Source organism: Pseudomonas veronii (genome assembly GCF_002028325.1).
Lineage (GTDB): Bacteria > Pseudomonadota > Gammaproteobacteria > Pseudomonadales > Pseudomonadaceae > Aquipseudomonas > Aquipseudomonas veronii.
Window position 1 is genome coordinate 5,023,469 of sequence record NZ_CP018420.1, and the last position, 24,583, is coordinate 5,048,051.

Annotated in this window: 25 protein-coding genes; 7 read left to right on the plus strand and 18 right to left on the minus strand. The window is 62.2% G+C overall.

Features of this window, described 5'->3' with window-relative positions; genetic code table 11:
• Positions 1 to 101: 101 nt before the first annotated feature.
• Positions 102 to 536 carry a MarR family transcriptional regulator gene (locus PverR02_RS22860; RefSeq protein WP_017845349.1) on the minus strand — a complete coding sequence of 145 codons (435 nt, stop codon included), beginning with the start codon at positions 534 to 536 and terminating at the stop codon, positions 102 to 104.
• Positions 537 to 657: 121 nt separating this feature from the next.
• Complete coding sequence (gene recQ, locus PverR02_RS22865) at positions 658 to 2,784, minus strand: DNA helicase RecQ (protein ID WP_017845348.1); 2,127 nt, start codon at positions 2,782 to 2,784, stop codon at positions 658 to 660.
• 275 nt (positions 2,785 to 3,059) lie between these two features.
• Here recQ and PverR02_RS22870 point away from each other — a divergent pair, with 275 nt between their 5' ends.
• The 3 genes from PverR02_RS22870 (at position 3,060) to PverR02_RS22880 (ending at position 7,654) form a co-directional block, all read left to right on the plus strand.
• On the plus strand, positions 3,060 to 3,647 hold the full coding sequence (locus tag PverR02_RS22870; RefSeq protein WP_017845347.1) for a UPF0149 family protein: 588 nt from the start codon (positions 3,060 to 3,062) through the stop codon (positions 3,645 to 3,647).
• A gap of 20 nt (positions 3,648 to 3,667) precedes the next feature.
• Positions 3,668 to 4,051, plus strand: a complete 384-nt coding sequence (locus tag PverR02_RS22875; protein ID WP_079445037.1) for a YbaN family protein — start codon at positions 3,668 to 3,670, stop codon at positions 4,049 to 4,051.
• A 132-nt stretch (positions 4,052 to 4,183) separates the two neighbouring features.
• Positions 4,184 to 7,654: a hybrid sensor histidine kinase/response regulator gene (locus PverR02_RS22880; RefSeq protein ID WP_079444466.1), complete on the plus strand. Its 3,471-nt coding sequence runs from the start codon at positions 4,184 to 4,186 to the stop codon at positions 7,652 to 7,654.
• Positions 7,655 to 7,662: 8 nt separating this feature from the next.
• Here PverR02_RS22880 and rmuC read toward each other — a convergent pair whose 3' ends face one another.
• A complete protein-coding gene (rmuC, locus tag PverR02_RS22885; RefSeq protein ID WP_164887036.1) occupies positions 7,663 to 9,027 on the minus strand; it encodes a DNA recombination protein RmuC in 1,365 nt (454 codons plus the stop codon).
• A gap of 175 nt (positions 9,028 to 9,202) precedes the next feature.
• A complete protein-coding gene (locus tag PverR02_RS22890; protein ID WP_057003854.1) occupies positions 9,203 to 9,526 on the minus strand; it encodes an SEL1-like repeat protein in 324 nt (107 codons plus the stop codon).
• A 457-nt stretch (positions 9,527 to 9,983) separates the two neighbouring features.
• On the opposite strand from PverR02_RS22890, the gene PverR02_RS22895 reads away from it, so the two are divergent.
• The 4 genes from PverR02_RS22895 to PverR02_RS22915 all read left to right on the plus strand — a co-directional run bounded on the left by PverR02_RS22895 (position 9,984) and on the right by PverR02_RS22915 (position 13,152).
• Positions 9,984 to 10,289: a hypothetical protein gene (locus tag PverR02_RS22895; protein ID WP_057003853.1), complete on the plus strand. Its 306-nt coding sequence runs from the start codon at positions 9,984 to 9,986 to the stop codon at positions 10,287 to 10,289.
• A 443-nt stretch (positions 10,290 to 10,732) separates the two neighbouring features.
• Positions 10,733 to 10,957: a hypothetical protein gene (locus tag PverR02_RS22905; RefSeq protein ID WP_017845341.1), complete on the plus strand. Its 225-nt coding sequence runs from the start codon at positions 10,733 to 10,735 to the stop codon at positions 10,955 to 10,957.
• Between the two features lie 280 nt (positions 10,958 to 11,237).
• Positions 11,238 to 11,720 (plus strand): hypothetical protein, encoded by a 483-nt coding sequence (locus PverR02_RS22910; RefSeq protein ID WP_046382493.1) that lies wholly within the window; start codon positions 11,238 to 11,240, stop codon positions 11,718 to 11,720.
• Positions 11,721 to 11,865: 145 nt separating this feature from the next.
• Positions 11,866 to 13,152 (plus strand): OmpP1/FadL family transporter, encoded by a 1,287-nt coding sequence (locus tag PverR02_RS22915; protein ID WP_079444467.1) that lies wholly within the window; start codon positions 11,866 to 11,868, stop codon positions 13,150 to 13,152.
• A gap of 64 nt (positions 13,153 to 13,216) precedes the next feature.
• Here the strand turns inward: PverR02_RS22915 and PverR02_RS22920 are convergent, their stop codons facing one another.
• From PverR02_RS22920 to cobO, 14 genes are all read right to left on the minus strand, one after another.
• On the minus strand, positions 13,217 to 13,768 hold the full coding sequence (locus PverR02_RS22920) for a glutathione peroxidase (protein ID WP_046488295.1): 552 nt from the start codon (positions 13,766 to 13,768) through the stop codon (positions 13,217 to 13,219).
• Positions 13,769 to 13,802: 34 nt separating this feature from the next.
• On the minus strand, positions 13,803 to 13,925 hold the full coding sequence (locus tag PverR02_RS32915; protein ID WP_017845337.1) for a hypothetical protein: 123 nt from the start codon (positions 13,923 to 13,925) through the stop codon (positions 13,803 to 13,805).
• Entirely contained in the window at positions 13,922 to 15,121 is a 1,200-nt protein-coding gene (locus PverR02_RS22925) for an MFS transporter (RefSeq protein WP_162231515.1), read from the minus strand. The genes PverR02_RS32915 and PverR02_RS22925 overlap by 4 nt, the downstream gene beginning before the upstream one ends.
• 63 nt (positions 15,122 to 15,184) lie before the next feature.
• The gene (locus tag PverR02_RS22930) at positions 15,185 to 15,589 is read right to left on the minus strand and encodes a MarR family winged helix-turn-helix transcriptional regulator (protein ID WP_017845335.1); all 405 of its coding nucleotides are present in this window, start codon (positions 15,587 to 15,589) and stop codon (positions 15,185 to 15,187) included.
• Between the two features lie 42 nt (positions 15,590 to 15,631).
• Positions 15,632 to 16,360 (minus strand): adenosylcobinamide-GDP ribazoletransferase, encoded by a 729-nt coding sequence (locus PverR02_RS22935; RefSeq protein WP_017845334.1) that lies wholly within the window; start codon positions 16,358 to 16,360, stop codon positions 15,632 to 15,634.
• A gap of 2 nt (positions 16,361 to 16,362) precedes the next feature.
• Positions 16,363 to 16,938 carry an alpha-ribazole phosphatase family protein gene (cobC, locus tag PverR02_RS22940; RefSeq protein ID WP_079444468.1) on the minus strand — a complete coding sequence of 192 codons (576 nt, stop codon included), beginning with the start codon at positions 16,936 to 16,938 and terminating at the stop codon, positions 16,363 to 16,365.
• The gene (gene cobT / locus PverR02_RS22945) at positions 16,935 to 17,990 is read right to left on the minus strand and encodes a nicotinate-nucleotide--dimethylbenzimidazole phosphoribosyltransferase (protein ID WP_079444469.1); all 1,056 of its coding nucleotides are present in this window, start codon (positions 17,988 to 17,990) and stop codon (positions 16,935 to 16,937) included. The genes cobC and cobT overlap by 4 nt, the downstream gene beginning before the upstream one ends.
• A complete protein-coding gene (cobU, locus tag PverR02_RS22950; protein ID WP_079444470.1) occupies positions 17,987 to 18,508 on the minus strand; it encodes a bifunctional adenosylcobinamide kinase/adenosylcobinamide-phosphate guanylyltransferase in 522 nt (173 codons plus the stop codon). The genes cobT and cobU overlap by 4 nt, the downstream gene beginning before the upstream one ends.
• A 91-nt stretch (positions 18,509 to 18,599) precedes the next feature.
• Positions 18,600 to 20,051, minus strand: a complete 1,452-nt coding sequence (locus tag PverR02_RS22955; protein ID WP_017845330.1) for a cobyric acid synthase — start codon at positions 20,049 to 20,051, stop codon at positions 18,600 to 18,602.
• Positions 20,048 to 21,037 carry a threonine-phosphate decarboxylase CobD gene (gene cobD, locus PverR02_RS22960; RefSeq protein WP_079444471.1) on the minus strand — a complete coding sequence of 330 codons (990 nt, stop codon included), beginning with the start codon at positions 21,035 to 21,037 and terminating at the stop codon, positions 20,048 to 20,050. The genes PverR02_RS22955 and cobD overlap by 4 nt, the downstream gene beginning before the upstream one ends.
• Positions 21,030 to 21,938, minus strand: coding sequence for an adenosylcobinamide-phosphate synthase CbiB (cbiB, locus tag PverR02_RS22965; RefSeq protein ID WP_017845328.1), 909 nt, complete (start codon positions 21,936 to 21,938; stop codon positions 21,030 to 21,032). The genes cobD and cbiB overlap by 8 nt, the downstream gene beginning before the upstream one ends.
• Positions 21,935 to 22,585, minus strand: coding sequence for a 5,6-dimethylbenzimidazole synthase (gene bluB, locus PverR02_RS22970; RefSeq protein ID WP_046382487.1), 651 nt, complete (start codon positions 22,583 to 22,585; stop codon positions 21,935 to 21,937). The genes cbiB and bluB overlap by 4 nt, the downstream gene beginning before the upstream one ends.
• A complete protein-coding gene (locus tag PverR02_RS22975; protein ID WP_079444472.1) occupies positions 22,582 to 23,949 on the minus strand; it encodes a cobyrinate a,c-diamide synthase in 1,368 nt (455 codons plus the stop codon). Before PverR02_RS22975 ends, bluB begins: the two co-directional genes overlap by 4 nt.
• Positions 23,946 to 24,557: a cob(I)yrinic acid a,c-diamide adenosyltransferase gene (gene cobO / locus PverR02_RS22980; protein WP_079444473.1), complete on the minus strand. Its 612-nt coding sequence runs from the start codon at positions 24,555 to 24,557 to the stop codon at positions 23,946 to 23,948. The genes PverR02_RS22975 and cobO overlap by 4 nt, the downstream gene beginning before the upstream one ends.
• Positions 24,558 to 24,583: the final 26 nt, after the last annotated feature.

Consider the following 24,583-nt stretch of genomic DNA (forward strand, 5'->3'; position numbering starts at 1 on the left):
GGCTTGCGATGGCGGTATTTCAGTCGCCAGATCAATTGACTGAATGTCCGTTATCGCAGGCAAGCCAACTCCCACCTATTCGATCTCTGTTGCGCCTGACGTCAGGACTTTTCCAGATTCGCCAGAATGTGCCCATGCACGCGCATGCACACCCGCAGGTCCTCTTCATTCACGCCCACGAACAACTCATGGCGCAATGCAGTGGCGATGGTTTCAATCTGCTCGATCAACGGTCGGGCGCTGTCACACAGCAGGATGCGCTTGGCGCGCCGGTCTTCCACCACCGCCTGGCGCTGCACCAGCCCTTGGCTTTCCAGGCTGTCGAGCAAGCGTGCCAGTGTCGGCCCTTCGACGCCGACACTTTGTGCCAGCTCACGCTGCGTCGGCGCTTCTTCGAAACGCGCCAAGTGCAGCAGCACCAGCCAGCGTGCCTGAGACAAGCCCAGCCCCGCCAAACGGCGGTCCAGTTCGGCGCGCCAACCTCGGGACATTTGCGCCAACTGCATGCCAAAACGGTGTTGATCGGTTAACGGCATAAAAAACTCATGGTTTAGACTGAAAACAAAGTATGACTAATTATTAGTCAGCTAAGCATGAGCCATGTCAGTAGGCAAGCGCTCGTCTGTACTGATTCGTTTCATCGTCGCAATTGGCACACTAAATTTCGAACTCAGACTGCAACGCGGCACGCACACAGTACAAAACACCCTCGGGAACCCGCCCCGTGAACAGCGGTGCAATCTCCGCAACTGGTGGCAGTTCGCCTTCACCGTCCAGGAAGGCATCCTGGATTTCACCGAGCAAATCTTCTGGCAAATCAAGGGCCTGCTCTAACGACAACTGTTGCTTACCGATGGATTCGGCCAGCAGCGTGTAGACGTTTTTTTCCGAGCATTGCAACTGGCCAGCGATCTGGATCGGGGTCATGCCGGCCCGCGCCAGGCTGATCAATTCGTGGCGAATATCGGCAATTTCCTTCGGCGCTTCGGCCTGGCCGCCGAGCACTTCGAGGAAGGCCTGGCCATAACGTTCCAGCTTGCGCGCGCCCACGCCACTGACCCGGCCCATTTCGGCCAGGGTGGTCGGCTGCTCGCGCAACATCTCCAGCAAGGTCGAGTCGGGGAAAATAACGTAAGGCGGCACGCTGTGTTCCTGCGCCAGCTTGCGCCGCAGGGCACGCAAGGCTTCCCACTGTTCACGCTCCTCGAAGCGCACCAGTTGGCTGGCCTGGCTGGTACTGCTCTTGGCAGTGGTCTGCGGCTTGAGGTCGCGGCGCAGTTCCAGGCTCACTTCCCCCTTGAGCAACGGCCGGCAACTGTCGTTCAGGCGCAGGCCGCCGTAGCCTTCGATGTCGATGTCCACCAGGCCGCGCGCGACCATCTGGCGGAACAGCGATCGCCATTCGCCTTCGGCACGGGCCTTGCCGACGCCGTAGACCGAGAGTTTCTCATGGCCGAAGCTGCGCACCTTCTCGTTGTCCTTGCCCAGCAACACATCCACCAGATGGCCGACGCCATAACGCTGGCCGGTGCGGTAGATGGCGGACAAACCCTGGCGCGCCGGTTCAGTGGCATCCCAGGTTTGCACGCCGTCGACACAGTTGTCGCAATGGCCGCAGGGTTCGGGCATGTCTTCGTCGAAATACGCCAGCAAGGTCTGGCGGCGGCAACGCGTCTCTTCGCAGAGTGACAGCATGGCGTCGAGCTTGTGCTGTTCCAGGCGTTTGTGGCGCTCGTCACCTTCGGAGTTCTGCAGCATTTGCTTGAGCATCACCACGTCTTGCAGGCCGTAGACCATCCACGCATCGGCCGGCAGGCCATCACGCCCGGCGCGCCCGGTTTCCTGGTAATACGCCTCGAGGGATTTGGGCAGATCCATATGGGCCACGAAGCGCACGTTGGACTTGTCGATGCCCATGCCGAACGCGATGGTTGCCACCATGATCAGGCCTTCCTCGTTGAGGAAGCGCTTCTGATGATAGGCACGCAAGTCGTTGGGCAAGCCTGCATGGTAGGGCAACGCCGGATAACCCTGCTCGCACAGGAAGGCGGCCACTTCGTCGACCTTCTTGCGCGACAGGCAATAGACGATGCCCGCATCGCTGCGCCGCTCGGACAGGAACGCCAGCAACTGCTTGCGCGGCTGCTCCTTGGGCACGATGCGATAGAAAATATTCGGCCGGTCAAAGCTCGACAGGAAGCGCTCGGCGTTCTGCAAATGCAGGCGCTCGACGATTTCTTCGCGAGTGCGCTTGTCGGCGGTGGCGGTCAGGGCGATACGCGGGACGTCGGGGAACAGTTCCGCCAACTGCCCCAACTGCAAATATTCGCGACGGAAATCATGCCCCCATTGCGATACGCAGTGCGCTTCATCGATGGCGAACAGGGCGATTTCCAGGCTCTGCAAGAAGGCCAGCATGCGCGGCTGCACCAGGCGCTCGGGGGCCAGGTAAAGCATTTTCACTTCGCCGCGCTTGATACGCGCGGCCAGGTCGCGCTGCTGTTCGGCGCTGAGCGTGGAGTTCAATGCGGCGGCAGCAACGCCGAGCTCCTCAAGGGTCGCCACCTGATCGTCCATCAGCGCGATCAACGGCGACACCACCACGGCAAGGCCGTTACGTAGCAACGCCGGCACCTGGAAACACAACGACTTGCCCCCGCCGGTCGGCATCAGGACGAGGGCATCACCGCCATTGGCCACGCGCTCAATGATCGCACCCTGGCGGCCACGAAAACTGTCGTAGCCGAAGATGTCCTTGAGGACGCGTTGAGCCTGCTCGAGCATGTAAAACTCCAAATATCGCCGAAATCCCTCCATACAGGCTGGCCGAAAAAGCGCGTATCTACGGAAAATAATCCGTAAGCGAAGTTTTCTCGGGTTGGCGCTGGCCTGCAGGGGGCATCACAAAACGCGGCAGTATACCCGAGCGTCGGCCGGCAAAGGGCGCGGCTGACGAACAGCGGCCGCTATCTAAAACCGGCCAAATATGCAGTGTGGCTGGCCTGGGCGCTCAAGAAAGCCTAGAATTCAGCATCGTTTATTCCCAAGGTAGTCCTTCAATGTCCTTCGCTGAGCAACTAACCCGCCTGCAAGCCTTCCTCGACGCCGATGAGCTGCATGACGAGGCGCTGGACTACGTGGCCGCCCACGGCTACCTGACCGCCCTGTCGATTTCTTCCGACATCGTGCCGGACCGTGAGTGGATCGACGCCTTGTTCGCCGAAGAGCCTCATTACGCTGACGCCGCCCAGCGCGAAGAGATCGAAGCCACCCTGCTCGCCCTCAAGGCCCACATCGGTCGCCAACTGGCCTCCGACGAGGAATTCGAGCTGCCGTGCGACCTCGACCTGGGCGAAGAGCCGGACGACTCCGACCTGCGCGGCTGGTGCATCGGCTTCATGGAAGGTGTGTTCCTGCGCGAAGCCGCCTGGTTCGAAACCGCCGAAGAAGAAGTCAGCGAAATGCTGCTGCCGATCATGGTCGGTTCGGGCCTGTTCGACGACCAGCCGGAGTTCTCCGACATCGCCGCCGACGCCAATCTGATGGACGACATGATCGTACAGATCCCGGAAGCCCTGACCGCCCTGTACCTGCTGTGCAACGCCCCCGACGAAAAACCGGCGCTCCTCAAGCCACGTCACCACTGAGTCGCACGCCCGTGATCGCCATGGGCAAGCGCTCGCCGCTCCTGCGTTACGCACTGCTGGCTATCGGCTGGCTGAGCGTAACGCTGGGCGTGATCGGCATCTTCCTGCCGGTATTGCCCACCACCCCCTTCCTGCTTCTTGCCGCCGCCTGCTTCGCGCGCAGCTCCCCGCGTTTCTACGCCTGGCTGGTGGAACACCCGCGCCTGGGCCCATGGATTCGTGACTACCTGGACGGCAATGGCATCCCGCTCAAGGGTAAGGTCTACGCCATCGGCCTGATGTGGCTGAGTATCGGTTTTTCCTGCTACCTGGTGCCTCTGCCGTGGGCCCGCGGCTTCATGCTGACCAGCGCGGTACTGGTGACGATCTACATCCTGCGCCAGAAAACCCTGCCGCCGCGCTGAGCCTCTTTAACACCGTGCTCTGCGACATTAGTGCTCACAAGACCTTGGTCGACACTGACTAATCCCCAGGCATCATGCGAGACTGTCCAACCGGGCCCGAAATGCCTGGGCGTGTTTCTGTCCGGAGTTACCATGACGCTGTCCAGCGGGCTGATCGCCGCCGTTGCCTTGGCCTATATGGCCATTATGTTTTCCATCGCCTTTTACGGTGACCGCCGCCATGCGCCGTTGCCGCCGCGCATGCGTGCCTGGGTGTACAGCCTGTCGTTGGCCGTTTATTGCACCAGTTGGACCTTCTTCGGCGCCGTAGGCCAGGCGGCCGAACAACTGTGGGCGTTTATACCTATCTACCTGGGACCGGTGCTGTTGCTGGTATTCGCCCCCTGGGTCCTGCAAAAGATGATTCTGATCAGCAAGCAGGAAAACATCACTTCCATCGCTGACTTTATCGCCGCACGCTACGGCAAATCCCAGTCGTTGGCCGTGGTGGTCGCGCTGATCTGCATGGTCGGCGTGTTGCCTTACATCGCCCTGCAACTGAAGGGCATCGTACTCGGGGTGAACCTGCTGATCGGCGCCGGCGCGGATACCACCGGCACCCGCGCCCAGGACACGGCGCTGATCGTATCGCTGGTGCTGGCGCTGTTCACCATTGTCTTCGGTACGCGCAACCTCGATGCCACCGAACACCACCGCGGCATGGTGCTGGCGATTGCCTTCGAGTCGCTGGTCAAGCTGTTCGCGTTTCTCGCAGTCGGCGTGTTTGTGACCTACGGCCTCTACGACGGTTTCGACGACTTGTTCAGCCAGGCGATGTTGGCACCACGCCTGGAGGAATACTGGAACGAAACCGTCAACTGGCCAACGATGGTGGTACAGACCGGCGTCGCGATGATGGCGATCATCTGCCTGCCCCGGCAGTTTCACGTCACCGTCGTGGAAAACATCGACCCCCAGGATTTGCGCCTGGCCAAATGGGTTTTCCCTGCGTACTTGATCCTCGCCGCGCTGTTTGTCGTACCGATCGCCCTCGGCGGCAAAATGCTCTTGCCCGGCTCGGTGCTACCCGATTCCTACGTGATCAGCCTGCCCTTGGCTGAGGCCCATCCGATCCTCGCCCTGCTGGCGTTCATTGGCGGCGCGTCAGCCGCCACCGGCATGGTGATTGTGGCGAGCATCGCGTTGTCGACCATGGTGTCCAACGACATGCTGCTGCCTTGGCTGTTGCGCCGCTCCAGCGCAGAACGGCCGTTTGAAGTGTTCCGCCACTGGATGCTCTCGGTACGCCGCGTCAGCATTGTGCTCATCCTGCTGCTGGCGTATGTCAGCTACCGATTGCTCGGCTCCAGCGCGAGCCTGGCGACGATCGGCCAGATTGCCTTCGCCGCGGTGACCCAACTGGCACCTGCCATGCTCGGCGCGCTGTATTGGAAACAGGCGAATCGACGCGGCGTGTTTGCCGGCTTGGCGGCAGGCACGTTCCTGTGGTTCTACACCTTGGTCCTACCGGTTACCGCGAAAAGCCTGGGCTGGTCGCTCAGCCTTTTCCCCGGCCTGACCTGGTTGCATTCCCACCCGCTCGGCTTGCCCCTCACGTCGCTGACCCTGGGCACCGTGTTCTCCCTGGCGGGCAACTTCACACTGTTCGTCTGGGTCTCGATGCTTTCGCGTACCCGGGTGTCCGAACACTGGCAGGCCGGGCGCTTCATCGGCCAGGAAACCAGCCAGCGCGCCAGCACTCGCTCCATGTTGTCGGTCCAGATCAGCGACCTGCTGAGCCTGGCGGCGCGCTTTGTCGGCGAAGAACGCGCGCAGCAGAGTTTTATCCGCTTCGCCTATCGCCAGGGCAAAGGCTTCAACCCCAACCAGAATGCCGATAACGATTGGATCGCGCATACCGAACGCCTGCTGGCGGGTGTACTCGGCGCCTCTTCGACTCGCGCAGTCGTAAAGGCCGCGATTGAAGGTCGGGACATGCTGCTGGAGGACGTAGTACGGATCGCCGACGAAGCCTCCGAAGTGCTGCAATTCAATCGGGCCCTGCTGCAAGGCGCCATCGAAAACATCACCCAGGGCATCAGCGTGGTGGATCAGTCCCTCAAGCTGGTGGCGTGGAACCGCCGTTACCTGGAGCTGTTCAACTACCCCGAGGGATTGATCAGCGTCGGCCGGCCGATTGCCGACATCATTCGCTATAACGCCGAGCGCGGCTTGTGCGGACCGGGTGAGGCCGAAGTGCATGTGGCGCGACGCCTGCACTGGATGCGCCAAGGCCGCGCGCACACCTCCGAACGCCTGTTCCCGAATGGACGGGTGATTGAACTGATCGGCAACCCGATGCCCGGCGGCGGTTTCGTCATGAGCTTCACCGACATCACCGCGTTCCGCGAGGCCGAACACGCACTGACCGAGGCGAACGAGGGCTTGGAACGACGGGTCACCGAGCGGACACACGAGCTGTCGCAGCTCAACGTGGCGCTCACCGATGCCAAGGGCGTGGCCGAGTCCGCGAACCAATCGAAGACGCGCTTTCTCGCAGCGGTCAGCCATGACCTGATGCAACCGCTGAACGCCGCACGCCTGTTCTCCGCAGCCCTCTCCCACCAGAACGACGGCCTGTCGAACGAAGCCCGGCAACTGGTGCAACACCTCGACAGCTCGCTACGTTCCGCCGAAGACCTGATCAGCGACCTGCTGGACATCTCGCGCCTGGAAAACGGCAAGATCAACCCGCAACGCCAGCCGTTCGTGCTCAACGAACTGTTCGACACCCTCGGCGCCGAATTCAAGGCGCTCGCCCAGGAACAAGGCCTGCGCTTCCGCTTGCGCGGCAGTCATTTGCGCGTGGACAGTGACATCAAGTTGCTGCGCCGGATTTTGCAGAACTTTCTGACGAATGCTTTCCGCTATGCCGACGGTCCAGTTCTGCTGGGTGTACGCCGACACCAGGGCGAGTTGAGCCTGGAAGTCTGGGATCGCGGCCCCGGCATTCCGCAGGATAAACAGAAGGTGATTTTCGAGGAGTTCAAACGCCTGGACAGCCACCAGACCCGCGCCGAAAAGGGCCTCGGCCTGGGCCTGGCGATTGCCGATGGCCTGTGTCGCGTATTGGACCATCGCCTGAGCGTGCGCTCATGGCCGGGCAAGGGCAGCGTATTCAGCGTGCGCGTGCCGCTGGCTCGCAACCAGACCAGCACACCGGTCAAGACCGCGCAGGAAACCGGTCTGCCCCTGAGCGGCGCGCGGGTGCTGTGTGTGGATAACGAAGAAAGCATCCTGATAGGCATGCGCAGCCTGCTGACGCGCTGGGGCTGCGAAGTATGGACCGCCACCGACCAGGCACAATGCGCGGCGCTGCTGGCCGACGGCGTGCGCCCACAACTGGCGCTGGTGGATTACCACCTGGACCACGGAGAAACCGGCACGGAGTTGATGGGCTGGCTACGCACACAGTTGGCGGAGCCGATTCCCGGCGTGGTCATCAGCGCCGACGGTCGTCCGGAGATGGTGGCGCAAGTGCATGCGGCGGGGCTGGATTATCTGGCCAAACCGGTGAAGCCGGCGGCGTTGCGCGCCTTGCTCAGCCGGCATCTGCCCCTTTGATCAGCCACCTATTCGGGCAGGTGCGCCACCCCGTCGGAGTCGGTCATTGCCCGCTCCAACAGGTCGGCGGGCAAGCTTTTGCTGGCGCGGGCGCCGAGCAACCTTAACTGTTCGGTGCGGCTGACCAGATTACCGCGACCATCTGTCAGCTTATTCCGCGCTGCGCTGTAAGCCTTATCCAACTGCTGCAGACGGTTGCCCACTTCATCCAGGTCCTGGATAAACAGCACGAACTTGTCGTACAGCCAGCCGGCGCGCTCCGCGATTTCCCGGGCGTTCTGGCTCTGGCGTTCCTGCTTCCACAGGCTGTCGATGACCCGCAGGGTGGCGAGCAAGGTGGTGGGGCTGACGATGACGATATGACGGTCGAAGGCTTCCTGGAACAGGTTGGGCTCAGCCTGCAAGGCCGCCGAAAAAGCGGCTTCAATCGGCACGAACAGCAACACGAAATCCAGGCTGTGCAAGCCCTCCAGGCGTTTGTAGTCCTTACCGGCCAAACCTTTGACGTGATTGCGCAGGGACAGCACATGCTGTTTGAGCGCCGCCTGGCCGATCACCTCGTCGTCCGCCGCCACGTACTGCTGATAGGCCGTCAGGCTGACCTTGGAGTCCACCACCACCTGCTTGTCACCGGGCAACATGATCAGCACGTCCGGCTGGAAGCGCTCACCGTCCGGACCTTTCAGGCTGACCTGGGTCTGGTACTCGCGACCCTTCTCCAGGCCGGCGTGTTCCAGCACGCGCTCAAGGATCAGTTCACCCCAGTTGCCCTGGGTCTTCTGGCCTTTCAGCGCACGGGTCAAATTCGTGGCTTCGTCCGACAGACGCAGGTTCAGTTGCTGCAGGCGTTCAAGCTCCTTGCCCAGGGAAAAGCGTTCACGGGCTTCATTCTGATAGCTTTCTTCGACACGCTTTTCGAAGGACTGGATGCGTTCTTTCAAGGGATCGAGCAACTGTCCGAGGCGCTCCTGACTGGTTTCGGCGAAGCGCTGTTCGCGCTCGTCGAAAATCTTCCCGGCCAGTTCGGCGAACTGCGCCCGCAATTCGTCCCGCGAGCCCTGCAGGTCGGCGAGGCGTTGCTGATGGCTGTCCTGTTGCTCGCGCAGCTCCGCACGCAAGGCCGCCGATAACGCGTCGAGGCGACGCAGTTCGGCTTCCTTGGCGCTGCGGTCGAGGTTCCAGGCGTGGGCGGCGTCGCGGGCATTGTCGCGATCGATCTGCAGCAATTCGACTTCGCGGCGCACGGCGGCCAGGTCTGCCTGCTTGGCGGCGTTGGCCTGGCTGAGGTCGCTGATTTCGTCACGGCTGGCGTCCAGTTGGGCCGCCAACCCTTCCTGGGCCAGTTGCGCGGTGGTCAGGCGCTCTTCAAGCAATTCCCAGCCGGCCATGCGCGCAGCCAGACGGCGCTGGAGCTGCCAGCACACGGCCAATAACGGCACTGCCGCGCCAGCAAGTCCCAGGGCAATACTGGTCCAGTCAAAAGCCATAGCCATGTCTGCCATCACCGAAAAAGAGCAAGGTTAACCAAGCAAGGGGATTGAGGACAGCTCAGTCTTCGACCTGGCCCAATTCACGCTGGGCGCGGCGGTCACCGGCACGGGCAGCCAGGCGCAGCAGGTCGTGGCCGATGCGGCGGTCGCGGGCATTGTCGCATTCGCGGCACATCAATTGGCCGAGTCGGCTTTGCGCTGCGACCACGCCATCACGGGCCGGCTGTTTGAGCAAGCGCCCGGCAAAATGTTTGATGTTGGTGCTGTGACCAAGACGCGGGCTGTCGAGCAACCACAAGGCCACTTTCAAGGAGAAACGTTTGGGTGGGGTAACAACCGGAGGGGTGTCGGTAACAGAAGATGATACTGAGCGAAACTTCATAAAGCACTGCGGGACAGAACGGAAGGCGCGCCACTCTACTCTTTTTTTCGTACAGGTAAAGCCGAAAAAACCCTGCACGCCCGTGCTAGAGCAAGCGCTCGGGACAATCCACAGAAGCTGTGGATAACTCAGTGGACAACCCACCTTTAACTCGCGCAAAGCCCCATGGAATGGGGGCCGCAGTCAAACTGACGATTTTTTCACCAATAAAAAAAAGCGATATTTTTCATTGACTTAAATTTTCATTACAGGCAAATGGGGCCCTATGGAAACACTTGACAGAACGGTGACACATACCGTGAACAATGTGTACAAGTCCCTTTGCTCCGGTTATATCGCCAAGGTTTTTTGATCCGACACGGCTTGAACATGTTACCGGCACGACCAGGCAGGGACTTTTCAAATTCAATGCGGGTCGCCACACTGCCGCACCTACAACGCAACCATGTACGGGTCGATGAAAGGAATTCTGTTATTCACCGTGTTGCTGCTGGCCATTTGCGCGACCTCCCTGGGAATCAACGCCGCTCTGCCTTCGCCGGACGGCGCATTGTTTGCGATCGCGATCCTGCTCTCCGCCGCGTTCACCGCCGCCAGCCTGTGCATCGAGTTGGGCGAAGGCCGGATCAATGACATGGGCGACGTCATGAAAATGATCGAGACCGGCCAGTCCCTGCGCCTGACCCTGGCCGCGTATGCGCTGGGCTGCTCGCTGGCGGCAGCGGTCACGGTGCTGGTGTATCACGGGGTGCTGGAGGGCTGACTGAAGTTTTTTTACCGATACGCTTCCATTCCCCACTTCGATCCGTTACTATCCGCGGCGTTAGTACCAAGCTGAAAGTCAATTCTGGTCGAACAACTCCCCTGAACAACACGGGATCGACCACCTTGATGGTTTCCAGGTATCACTTGCGACGACACAGCCTTTGAACAAGCAAAGGGTATCGCGAAGTCTCAATACTCTGACCGAACCAACCTGCCAATTGATCAGGATCTTCACCCCGGGCCCAGAACCTTAGCCCCTGTTGTGTTGCCTGCCCTCCTAAGTACCTACCTGCCAGCCCAAGCGCGCCTAAACTATTAGCGCTTCAAACTGGCTGCTTTGTTCCAGTCGGGTTCTTCGTTCGATCAATAGTGATCGACGTCACTGGAACGTTTTAACGTTGCGCGGTTCTTAACCGTGTCATTTGTAGGAACACCCATAATATGTCCACTCAAATCCATACTCAGGACGCCATTCGCGCCCTCACCAACGCTTTTGCACCAATGAACTGCCTGATCATGGCCGCTCGCAAAGGCTGCTTCAGCTTCACCCTGGTCAACGAACACGGCATCGCTCGTCACAGCGAACGCCTGTACCCCGATCAATACTCCAGCGCAGAGCCGCTGCAGGCCGTGATCGAGCGTACCCGTCAGGCACTGATTGCCTGATCGACCGAAGTCGCTGAAACCCAAAAACCCTGTTTAACAAGCAGGGTTTTTTATTGCCCGGCATTCAGGTTTTGAATATTTGCACTCAGCACGAATAGATATAAACGTTATAACTGAATAAAGAAGATGTTTTTAAAACAGTCCTTTACACCACGAATATGACACTACACTTCAACTCAAGCGGCATGATCCGCTTCCGACGGGCCTGAGATCCGATCCACCGCTGCCAAGCCCCCACCCGCTCAGGCTTCGTCGACCACTTTCACGGACAGAGGCGAGTATGGGTATCGCTGCCAGCGAATTGTGTCGTTATGTGATCAGGCCGACGCTTGTTTACCTCGGGCGCCACGACCAGACCGCTGAATCCCTGCTGCTGGGTATTGCCGCCAGCCAGTCGGAACTTGGCTCCGCCTTGCACGACCGTCGCGGCCACGGCCTCTACAGCATCTCCGACCAGCGTCACCGCGCCCTATGGGACACCTACCTGGCGCTGGACCCCGAACGCGCCAGCCTGGTACGCGGCCTGGCCAGCCAGCACGCCTTCCTTGGCGCGCCCCAGCTTGAGCTGACCGTCAACCTGCGTTATGCCACCGCCATCGCCTGGTTACTGGTGGAACAACAGCGCCCCGCCTTGCCCGAACCGGGTGACATATTGGCCATGGCGCGTATCTGGAAAGAAATATTTCACCCTCAAGGCCGTCTTCGCGATTTCACCCACGCCTGGAAAACCTGTGTTTCATCCATGAATCAGGTGACCTGCTGATCGGGCAATTTACAAAATCCGGCAAAATGCGGCGATTTTGGTAGGATTGTCCTACAAAACAGCTCTATCTCCTGTGTTACAGCCTATAGCGCGATATGTAATTTGTTGATACTTTCCGCTGCGGTGATCACACGGAGTTCTAATAATGAAAAAAGTAATGCTCAAGACCACACTTAGCCTCGCCGTTGCCATGGCCTCTTCCTACGTCTTCGCAAGTGGCTTTGCCCTTAACGAACAAGACGTCGCCGGGATGGGTACGGGCTTCGCAGGACGCTCTTCTACTGCCGAAAACGCAAGCACTGTCTACGGTAACCCAGCCGGTATGGCTCGCCTGGAAGGCCAACAAATTACCGGCGGTTTCGCGGTGATCGATGCCTCCACCGATATCAAAGATGCCGGCGGCCGTTCCAGCGGGACTAACAAAGGCGACATGGTGCCTTTCACTGGCGTGCCTTTCGGCTTCTACACCAACAAACTCAACGATCAATGGTCTATCGGCTTCGGTGTTTATGCACCGTTCGGCCTGAAAACCGACTACGAAAGTGGTTTCCAGGGTCGCGGGTTTGGCAACAAGAGCGAAGTATCGGTCATCACCTTCCAACCGACTGTCAGCTACGCGTTCAATGATCGCGTTTCCATCGGTTTTGGTCCGACCATCAACCGTATCGACGGCACCCTGGAATCGCGGCCGAGCCTGGCTGGCCTGGGGATGCCAGGCGACAACAAAGTCAAAGTCAAAGGCGACGACACCGCCCTGGGCTTTAACGCCGGTATCCTGGTTCAAGCCACCGATACCACTCGCGTCGGCCTGACCTACCACTCGGCAGTGAAGTACAAACTCGAAGGCCACACCGACGTCACCAAAGCGTCCACGGTTCCATCGGGAGTGCTGGCCAATAACCGCTACGACGCCTCATTGAAAGTCGACACGCCTGAATCCTGGGACCTGTCGGTCACTCAAGACCTCAGCGACGCCTGGAAACTGTATGCGGGTGCGACCTGGACTCGTTGGAGTCGCTTGAAAGACATCACCATCAAAAACGAAGGTGTGACAGCGACTAACGGAGGCGCACTGGCACCTGCGCTTGTCGGCACTATCACTGAACCGCAGAACTGGCACGACACCTGGGCTTACGCCTTGGGTACCTCGTATCAGCTCACCAAGCAGGTGGTACTGCGTACCGGCCTGTCCTTCGACCAGTCGCCAACCAACAACACCGATCGTTCGCCGCGCATTCCTACCGGTGACCGGACCATCTTCAGTGTTGGTATGGGTTACGCAGTGATGGATAACATGACCGTTGACCTGGCTTACTCCTACCTCAAGGAAGAGCCGGTCAAAGTCAACAAATCCAACGCGCTGGGTTCCTACAGCTCCAAATACGAAAACAGCGCCAACGGTTTCGGCCTGGGCGTGACTTACAAGTTCTGACCTGCTCGCGCATAAAAAGCCCCGCTCTCCGGCAAAGGAGGCGGGGCTTTTCAATGGGTAACGATCAGGGTTTCGACGCCAACGCTGCCTCTACCGCCTTGAGCAAGTCCGGGCTGTCCGGCTTGGTCAGGCTGGAAAAATTGGCGATCACCTTGCCCTGGCGATCCACCACGTACTTGTAGAAATTCCACTTTGGCGCGCTGCTCTGCTGCGCCAGCACCTTGAACAGATGCACTGCGTCCGGCCCCTTGACCGCCTGCGGCTCGGTCATGGTGAAGGTGACGCCATAATTCACGTAGCAGACCTTGGCGGTTTCCTCGCCGGTCTTGGCTTCCTGCTTGAAGTCATCGGACGGCACACCAATCACTTCCAGCCCCTGGTCCTTATAGCGCTGGTACAGAGCCTCAAGGCCTTTGAATTGCGGCGCAAAGCCGCAGAAGCTGGCGGTATTGACGATCACCAAAGGCTTGCCGGCAAAGCGTTGGCACAGGTCGATGGATTCCTTGGCGCGCAACTTGGGCAACTGCCCCTCCAGCAACGGCGGGCAACCGGCGGCCATCGCCGCACCGCTAAAAGCAGCCATCAGGACGGGTACTGCAAGCCAGCGCATCTGCATGTCGTGTGTCCTTCAAAATAGTCAGACCACGAACTTAACAGATCGACATACCCAGTTGCATCAACGCCAGCCCACCGCGCTGCCAGCCCCACCATGCCAGAAGCAGCAGCAGCGTTGCCGCCGCTGCCCCAACGAACCAATACCCATTGGAACTCATGCCGCCTCCATCTGCGTCTGCAACCGCGCCACCGGCCGCTCGCGCACCGGCCAGTTCAGGGCGGCGGCGAGCAGGCTCAAGAGAATCGCCACTTGCCAGATCAAATCGTAGTTGCCGGTTCGATCATAGACCACCCCGCCCAACCAGCCACCGAGGAACGAACCGAGCTGATGGAACAGGAACACGATCCCACCGAGCATCGAGAGGTTTCGCACACCAAACAGCGTGGCGACCGTGCCGTTGGTCAGCGGCACGGTGGACAGCCACAGGAAGCCCATCGCCATACCGAACAGGTAGGCCGTGACTTCAGTCACCGGCGCCCACAGGAACAGCACGATCACCACCGCGCGCAACAGATACAAAGCGGTCAGCAGGCGCGGCTTGGACATGCGCCCGCCGAGCCAGCCGGCGGTGTAGGTGCCGGCGATGTTAAACAGGCCAATCAAGGCCAATACGGTGGTGCCGGTAGTCGCCGGCAAATGCTGATCGACCAGGTAGGCCGGCAGATGCACGCCGATAAACACCACTTGGAAACCGCAGACGAAAAAACCGAACGCCAGCAACCAGAACCCGGAGTGAGAACAGGCTTCCTTCAGTGCTTCACGCAAGGTTTGCTGGCCGGCCATGACGGGCAGCGGCCGATCCTTGAGCATGCTCACCAGCGGCAGAATCAGCGCCACCATCAAGCCCAACGCCAGCAGCGCCGCCGACCAGCCCAGCCAACTGATCAAACCCAGGGTGCCCGGCACCATGGCGAACTGGCCGAAAGAACCGGCGGCGCTGGCAATGCCCATGGCGATGCTGCGTTTTTCCGGCGGCACCGCACGGCCGACCACGCCCAGGATCACCGAGAATGAAGTGCCGGACAGGCCGATACCAATCAACAAACCGGCGCTCAACGACAGTGACCAGGCCGAGTCGGACATGCCCATCAATACCAGGCCGACGGCGTACAACACCCCGCCAACCAGCACGGCCTTGCTCGCCCCAAAACGGTCGGCCAGGGCGCCGGTGAACGGCTGCGCCAAGCCCCAGATCAGGTTCTGCAGGGCGATAGCGAAGGCAAACGTCTCACGGCCCCAGCCGAATTCGGCGCTCATCGGTGCCAGGAACAGACCGAAGCCATGCCGTACACCCAGCGACAACGCCAGGATCAGCGCACTTCCCACAAGAATCCAGCCACTGGTGCGCCACATCGAAGTCATTTCTTATTCTCCATTTACGGGTATATACCCGCTTATAGTCGAACAAACCCGCGCTCAGGCAAGTTCATCCAGCAAGGCCAACAGGGTTTCGCGTTTTTCCGCGCCCAGCCGATCAATCAATTTCTGCTGCGCCGCTTCCCACGCTGGCAACGCTGCGGCCAGTCGTTCTGCACCGGCTTCGGTCAACAGCACCAGGCGGTTGCGCAGATCGTCGCCTTCGACCAACCGCACCAGGCCTTCGCCTTCCAGCACGCGCAGGTTGCGCCCCAAGGTACTGCGATCCAGGCCCATGGCGTCGGCCAGGCTGGAAATGCTCGGTTGATCGAGACGCTGCAAATTGCACAGCAGAGAATACTGGGCGACGTTGATCCCGAAGCCGTCGAGAGCGCCGTCGTAATGCCTGCTGACGCCACGGGCGGCACGTCGCAGGTTGGTGCATAAACATTGGGAGGCAAGCATGGAACGTGTATATACCCGCGATTAAGGAAATGCAAGCAAGTGTTACAGCGCCAATCCGACCACAACCGCCACTTCCAGCAGCTCCAGCAGGGCGCCAGCGGTGTCCCCGGTGGTGCCGCCGAGACGCCTGACCATCAACTGACGCAAGCCGATAAAACACAGCGCCGCGAGCAGGACCGCGATCCCACCGCTGAAACCACCGATCAGCAGGCAGGCCAGGCCGCTGAGGATCAGCACCTGCTGGCCGACAATCCTTGGTAAGTGATCCGACAATGCCTGGCCCAATCCTCCGGCACGCACATAGCGCGTGGTGAGAAACAGCGCGAGCATCGACGCACGCCCGATCAGTGGCGCGAGGATCAGTGCCGCGCCGTTGTGCTGCTCGATCAGCGCCACCAGGGCGGTGAACTTGAGCAGTAATACCAGGCCGAGGGTGACCACGGCGATCGGCCCGCTGCGCGGGTCCTTCATGATGGTCAGGGTGCGTTCGCGATCGCCAAACCCACCGAGCCAGGCGTCCGCGCTGTCCGCCAGCCCGTCCAGGTGCAAGCCGCCGCTGAGCAACACCCAGGCCGTCAGTAACAACGCGGCATGCAGCAACAACGGCGCGCCCGCCAACGCGAGGTTCAGGCCCCACAACAGCAGGCCGAACAACAGGCCCACCAGCGGATAAAACAGCAGTGAGCGCCCCAGTTCCTGCGGTTGCGGCATGCCCGGCAGACGAATCGGCAGGCTGCTCAGGAACTGCAGGGCGATCCAGAACGGCAGCATGTTCAGCGCCCTTCCTTCAACGCGCCGTCGGCCGCAACCTGCAGGCTGAACAGTGCGCCATGGGCGACTTCGACATTCAGCAACTGCGCTCGGGGTAAACCGCGCGCCCGGGCCAGCAGCAGACGCATCACCCCACCGTGGCTGATCAACAACACACGCTGTCCGGCATAAGCCTGATGCAAGCGTGAGACCGCGCCGAGAACCCGATCGGAAAAGTCGCTGACACGTTCACCGTCAGGTGGCGTGAAGCTATAGGGGTCGGCCCAGAACGCGCCCAGCCCGTCGGCGTCGGTCTCCATCAACGCCGCCGCGCCCTGCCCTTCCCAGGCGCCGAAGTGCAATTCCTGCAGGGCCTTTTCCAGGCTCACCGGCACGTTGAGTGTTGCGCCCAGTTCTTGCGCGAACCGCGCACACCGCTGCAGCGGCGAACTGATCAATCGGTCCCATGGGCCCTGCCCGGCCACCGCAGCATGCATCTGCGCCCAGCCGTTTGCGGTGAGCGCATCGTCGAGGCTGCCGCGCAGGCCACCGCCCAATTCGGTTTCGCCGTGGCGCAACAGGTCCAGGTGCAAGGTCATGCCGGGCGGTCCGCCACGGCGGCTTCGGCGAATGTCGCCATCTGCCCGTGCAGCGCGCAGGCCAGGCGCAGCAGCGGCACCGCCAACGCCGCGCCGCTGCCTTCGCCGAGCCGCAGGCCGAGTTCGAGCAACGGTTGCGCGTCGAGGCAGTGCAGCACGTGGCGATGGCCAGGCTCGGCGCCGCGATGGCCGAACACCAGCCACTCCCGGCACGCCGGGTTCAGCCGCGTGGCGACCAACGCGGCGACGCTGCAGATAAAGCCGTCCACCAGCACCACGATGCCGTCCTGGGCGCAGGCCAGATAGGCACCGACCAACGCCGCGATCTCCAACCCGCCGAGGTTGAACAGGGTGTGCAGCGCATCACCGCGTTGCGCGGCATGCACCGCCAGTGCGCGTTCGATGACGGAGACTTTGTGGCTGACACCTTGGGCATCCAAGCCGGTACCCGGCCCGGTCAAATCACTCACCGGGCAATCAAGCAAGGCACACGCCAACGCGCTGGCGGCGGTGGTGTTGCCGATCCCCATCTCGCCGCCGATAAACAGCTGCGCGCCGCTCGCCAACGCACGGCGCGCGCTGTCGCGACCGGCCAGCAGCGCCAGCCGCCCTTGCGCCTCGGTCATCGCCGGGCCGTTGACGAAGTTGGCGGTGCCCGCTGCGATATTCAGGTGACGCACGCCGGGCAGGTTCAGCGACGGCGTCACCGTGCCGAGGTCGATCACTTCCAACTGCGCCGCCAGTTGCTGCGCCAATACGCTGATGGCCGCACCGCCGGCGACAAAGTTATGCAGCATCTGCCCGGTGACTGCCTGGGGATACGCCGACACACCTTCGGCCACCACACCGTGGTCGCCGGCAAAGATGGCGATCCACACCTGCTCCATCGCCGGTTTGACCCGGCCTTGCAGGCCGGCCAACTGCACCGCCAACGCTTCCAGGCGGCCGAGGGAGCCGGCCGGCTTGGTCAATTGCTGTTGGCGCGCCAAGGCGTGTTGATACGCCGAAGCGTCGCTGGCCTTGCACGGGTTGAGCCACCAGGTTTCCGTCATAACGCAGTACCTTTCAAAGTCAGGGGCAGGCCGGCAACGGTCAGGACAACGCGCTGACACCGTTCGGCCAAGGCTTGATGCAGCCAACCGGCTTCATCCACATAGCGGCGAGTCAATTCGCCCAGCGGCACGACACCCAAACCGGTCTCGTTGCTGACAAACAGGATTTCACCTGGCAATGAGGCCAGGCTTTCGAGCAATTGGTCACGCTCAAAAGCCAGGCGCTCGGGGTTATCGAGCAGCAGCAGATTGGTCAGCCAGAGCGTGAGGCAATCCACCAGCAGGCAGCGCTCGGGCGTGGCGTTTTCGCGCAGCACCCGTGCCAGTTCGATCGGTTCTTCGATCAGGCCCCAGTGATCCGGGCGGCGCTGGCGATGCAGGGCGACACGCTGGTTCATCTCACCGTCCAGCGGTTGGCTGGTGGCGATATAAATGACGGGCAACGCGCTGTCGCTGGCGAGTTTTTCCGCCAGGCGGCTCTTGCCGGAACGGGCGCCGCCGAGAATCAGTTGGAGCATGGGATGGCACCTCGGTATTCGAGCCGGGCTCGGTCAACGGTGGGAGCTGGCGTGCCAGCAATGCTGACACCTCGGTGTCTCAGGCAAGCCCTCAAATCCCACACAACCTGCGCAACAGCGCGGTATCCAGATGCTGTTCCACCAGATCGGCCAACCGTTCGATGTCGCGCTCGCGCAAGGCGTGGTAATCGACCTCTTGCACCGCCTGCACACCGGCCCAGCGCAACAAGGCGCTGCACGCGGCCGGGGTTTCGAACACACCGTGCAGATAAGTCCCGAGGATTTGCCCGTCAGCGCTCTGGGCGCCGTCATGTCGGCCATCGTCCAGATGCACAGCAGGACGTTCCAGAGCCGCGCCGGACGTCACGCCCGCATGGATCTCATACCCACTGACCTCGGCGTCCTCCAGCAACAGGCGCCCACGCACATTGCGCAACTGCTTCTCTTGCGCCAGCGTCGTACTGAACGCCAGCAGCCCCAGACCGTCACTGGAGCCGGCCGGCCCCTCAAGCCCGAGCGGGTCATGCACCTGCTCGCCGAGCATCTGCAACCCGCCGCAAATTCCCAGCACCTTGCCGCCGTAGCGCAAGTGCCGCGCCACCGCAGTGTCCCAGCCATTGGCGCGCAGGTACGCGAGGTCACTGCGCACGCTTTTCGAGCCCGGCAGAATAATCAGGTCGGCGGCGGGAATCGGCTGGCCCGGGCCGATGAACTGCAAGTCCACCTGGGGATGCAGGCGCAGCGGGTCAAAGTCGGTGTGGTTGCTGATGCGCGGCAACACCGGCACGACCACCTTGAGCACCTCGGCCGCCTTGTCGATCTGACGCTGGTCGATGCCGTCTTCGGCCTCCAGGTGCAGGTCCATCACGTAGGGCAATACGCCAACCACCGGTTTGCCGGTGCGCGCTTCCAGCCAATCCAGGCCCGGCTGCAACAAGGCGATATCGCCGCGAAAACGGTTGATGATGAAGCCTTTGACCCGCGCCTGTTCGGTCGGCGAAAGCAATTCAAGGGTGCCCACCAGATGCGCGAACACGCCGCCGCGATTGATGTCGGCGATCAGCAGCACCGGGCAATCCACGGCCTCGGCGAAGCCCATGTTGGCGATGTCATTGGCGCGCAGGTTGATCTCCGCCGGGGAGCCTGCGCCTTCGACCATCACCACCGGGTAGGCGTCGCTCAAACGCGTGTGGGACGCCAGCACCGCCTGCATCGCGATGGCTTTGTAGTCGTGATAGGCCACTGCGTTCATGCTGGTCACGGCGCGGCCATGGATGATCACTTGGGCACCGGTGTCGCTGTTGGGTTTGAGCAGCACCGGGTTCATGTCGGTGTGCGGCGCCAGGTTGGCGGCCTGCGCCTGCACCGCCTGGGCACGGCCGATTTCGCCGCCTTCGGCCGTCACCGCGCTGTTGAGCGCCATGTTCTGCGGCTTGAACGGCACCACCGCCACGCCCTGGCGCACCAGCCAGCGGCACAAGGCGGTGACCAGGGTGCTTTTACCGGCATCGGACGTCGTGCCTTGCACCATCAGCGTACTCATACCGCGTCCTTGTAGGCGATCAGGGCCTGTTCCAGGCGCTGCCAATCGGCGTCGGTGTCGGGCAGGCCGAAACGCAGGCTGCTGTCGTGGACAAACAGGCGCAGTAGAATGCCGCGCTGGGCCATGAAGTTGTGCATGCGTTCGGCGTGAGGGGTGATCAGCCATTGAAACAGGGCGCAGCCGCCCTGGGGTTGGAAGCCTTGGCGCTCGAGCAAATCGAACAAGCGCTGGCCGGCTTCCAGGCAACGGTTGCGTTGCCGGGTGTGCCCGGCGGTATCGCGCAGACACGCTTGGCCGATCACCCGCGTCGGCCCGCTGACCGCCCACGGCCCGACCTGTTCGGCCAACAGCTTGAGCAACTTGCGCTCCGCCAGCACAAACCCCAGGCGCACACCGGCCAGGCCGAAGAACTTGCCGAACGAACGCAGCACGATCAGGCCGACCTGATGGGCCTGGCTAGCCAGGCTCAGGTGCGGCGTGACGTCCATGAACGCTTCGTCCACCACCAGCCAACCGCCGCGCTGGGCCAGCCGCGCATGCCAGTCGAGCAGCCGTTGCGGGGTCAGGCTCAGGCCCGTGGGGTTATTCGGGTTGACCACCACCAGCACGTCCAGGCTGTCGAGAAAGAAGTCGACCTCCTGCTCCTGCACTTCGCGCACCACGTAGCCGGCGCGACGCCAGGCCTCGGCGTGCTCGGCATAGCAAGGTGACAGCACGCCGACCTTGCCGCCCCGGCGCAAGCGCGGTAGCAGTTGGATCGCCGCCTGGGAACCCGGCACCGGCAATAAATGCGCAGTGCCATAGTATTCGCTGGCGGCTTGCTCCAGACCGTCGTCGGTTTCCGGCAGACGCGCCCAGGCGCGCAACGGAATCTCGGGGACCGGCCACGGCCAGGGCGCCAGGCCGCTGGACAGGTCGAGCCATTCGGCCTCGGCAATCCCATATTCAATCGCCGCCTTACGCAGCCGGCCACCGTGCTCAAGCATACAATTGCCCCCCGACGCATAGGATCAGCAGCCACAACCATACGCCGCGCTGCACCAGTTGCCAGCCGCGGTCGATGGCGTCCGCATCCGCCGCCGGGCCTTCGCCCAGTGGCGGACGCTGGTGCAGCTCACCGTGATAGATCGCGGCACCGCCCAACTCGACGCCCAAGGCACCTGCCCCCGCCGCCATCACCGGACCGGCGTTGGGGCTGTCCCAGGTCGGGCCCTGACGGCGCCAGCATTTGATGGCCAGCCTGGTTTTACCGAGTACGGCGTAGGTCAACGCCACCAGGCGTGCCGGAATATAGTTCAGTACATCGTCGATCCTGGCCGCCGCCCATCCGAAACGCTCGAAGCGTTCGTTGCGATAGCCCCACATGGCGTCAAGGGTGTTGCTCAAGCGGTACAGCACCACGCCCGGCACACCCGCGACGACAAACCAGAACAGTGCGGCAAACACCGCGTCGCTGCCGTTTTCCAGCACCGATTCGGTGGCGGCGCGAGCGACTTCAGTGCGATCCAGTTCACTGGTCTGGCGACTCACCAGGTAACTCACGCGCCGCCGGGCTTCGTCCAGGTCATCACCGCGCAGGGCCTGGGCCACCGGGATCACGTGCTCGCCGAGACTGCGCATGCCGAGGGCACAGTACAACGCGAGGATCTCCAGCACCCAGCCGATGTAAGGCGCCCACGACAACGCGGTGGCCAACAGCGTCAACGGCACCACCGCAATAAACCAGGCGGTCACGCCATGGCTGCGCCAGCCACGGCCACCGCTGTTGAAACGCTGCTCGATGCGCGCGGCGAAGTTGCCGAACGCCACCAGCGGATGCCAGCGCCTGGGCTCGCCCAGCAGCGCATCCAGCGCCACCGCAGCGACACACAGCAAGGCCACACTCATTGACGCACTCCCCAGGTATTTTCATACAACATGTCGCTCAGCGGGCGCGGTTCGGCCCAGCCTTCGAGCTGCAACATCGGTGCCGGATAGAACGCTTCGACCGGCCCCAGGCACAACACCGCCAAGGGTTTCGCGCCGGGCGGCAAGCCCAGCAGGTCGGCCAGGGCCTGCGGTTCGAACAACGACACCCAACCCATGCCCAGCCCTTCGACCCGCGCGGCCAGCCACAGATTCTGGATCGCGCAGGACAGCGAGGCCATGTCCATTTCCGGCAAGGTACGCCGGCCGAAGATATGTCGCTCGCGCTCATCCATCAGCGCCGCCACCAGCACTTCGGCGCAGTCGTGGATGCCTTCGACCTTGAGCTTCATGAACGTATCGGAACGCTCGCCCAAGGCCTCGGCGGTGCGTATGCGTTCTTCCTCCACCAACTGTTGAATCCGCCCACGCAATGGGCGGTCGCTGATGCGGATAAAACGCCACGGCTGCATCAAGCCGACGCTCGGCGCCTGGTGTGCGGCCTGGAGCAAGCGCTGCAGCAGTTCGGGAGCCACGTCACCGCCGCTGAAGTGACGCATGTCACGGCGTTCGGCGATGGCACGGTAGACGGCGTCGCGCTCGGCCTGGGGGAAAGCGTTGTCGGTCATGAGCCTATCGCGGGCAAGCCCGCTTCCACCGTGGATTCGTGCTGTGGCGCAGCGTGCGGTGCGACTCGCTCGGGCGCAAACAGAGCGGCCACGGCCCGGGGGTTGGAGGGGAAGTAGAAGTGAACGTAGGAAGCGGTCAGCCGCCCCTGTCGATACACCGCCTCGGCCCCGCGCCCGCCATTGGGGCTCACGCCACGGGCAATGGGCACCCAGTCGGTGCTGGTCAGCGAGTGGTGATAGGTGTGCCCACGCAACACGCCCTCGGGCAATTCGACGCTTTGCAGAGCCAGCGCCGCGAGCTTCTTTTGCATCACCGCAGCGCCCTGCAGCAGGCCGACCAGTCCGGCGCGGAGGCCGTCGACATCGGTGAGCGAGTCCAGTAGATAGAGCATGCCGCCACACTCGGCGAGCAGCGGTTTGCCGGCAGCGTGATGGGCACGGATCGCCTCCAGCATCGCGGTGTTTTCCGACAGCGCCTGGTGATGCAATTCCGGGTAACCACCGGGCAGATAGAGGCTGTCGGCGTCTGGCAATTGGCGATCATGGATCGGCGAGAAGAAGCTCAACTCGGCGCCCATCGCCCGCAGCAGATCGAGGCTGGCACCGTAAGTGAAGGCGAAGGCTTCGTCACGCGCGACGGCGATCCGCACGCCAGCCAGCAACGGTTCGGCGCGGGTTACCGGCGGTGCGGCAAAGGTGACCGGCGGCGGCAACGCAACCTCGCAACTGCTGCCCAACGCTTGGGCGGCGGCGTCCAGGCGCAGGTCGAGGTCATTCAGTTCGCTGGCTTGCACCAGGCCCAGGTGGCGACTGGGTAATTCGATAGCAGTCTCGCGGGACAACGCGCCATACCAGCGCAGGCCTTCGGTGAGGCTGCCTTCGAGCAATTGCGCATGGCGCAGGGTGCCGACGCGGTTGGCCAGCACGCCGGCGAACGGCAAGTCCGGCTGATAGCGTGCCAGGCCGAGGGCCAGGGCGCCGAAGGTCTGCGCCATGGCCGTGCCATCGATCACGCCGAGCACCGGCACACCGAAGTGCCGCGCCAGGTCGGCGCTGGAAGGTGTGCCGTCGAACAGCCCCATCACGCCTTCGATCAGGATCAGGTCCGCCTCCCCCGCTGCTTCCCACAGTAGGCGGCGACTTTCCTGCTCACCCACCATCCACATGTCCAATTGATACACCGGCGCACCGCTGGCGCGCTCGTGGATCATTGGGTCGAGGAAGTCCGGGCCGCATTTGAACACACGCACCTTGCGCCCCAGGTTGCGGTGCAAGCGCGCCAGCGCGGCGGTGACCGTGGTTTTGCCCTGGCCGGACGCCGGTGCGGCGATCAAGACAGCCGGGCAATGGCGGGGCTGATTCAAAGTTCGACGCCTTTCTGTGCCTTGATACCGGCCTGGAACGCATGCTTGAGCATGCCCATGTCGGTGACGGTGTCGCCCATTTCGATCAGTTCAGGCTTGGCGCCACGGCCGGTGACCACCACGTGCTGCATCGGCGGGCGGGCCTGCAGGTCGCTGAGGACTTGATCGAGGTCGAGGTAGCCGTGCTTGAGCGCGATGTTCAGCTCATCCAGCACCACCAGGCCGATGCTCGGGTCTTGCAGCAATTGGCGGGACACCGCCCAGGCGGCCTCGGCGGCCGCGATGTCGCGCTGGCGGTCCTGGGTTTCCCAGGTAAAGCCCTCGCCCATTACATGGAAACGCACTTGCTCGGGGAAACGGCGGAAGAACAGTTCTTCGCCGGTGCTGTTGCGCCCCTTGATGAACTGCACCACGCCGCACTGTATGCCGTGGCCCATGGCGCGGGCCAGCATGCCAAACGCCGAGCTACTCTTGCCTTTGCCGTTGCCGGTCAGCACCAACAGCAAGCCGCATTCGTTCGGGGAATTGGCGATGCGTTCATCGATCACGGCTTTTTTGCGCAGCATGCGCGCCAGATGGCGTTCGTCGCGCTCGGGGGAATCGGTCATGGCAGCTCTCCGTTGGGGCTGGACAA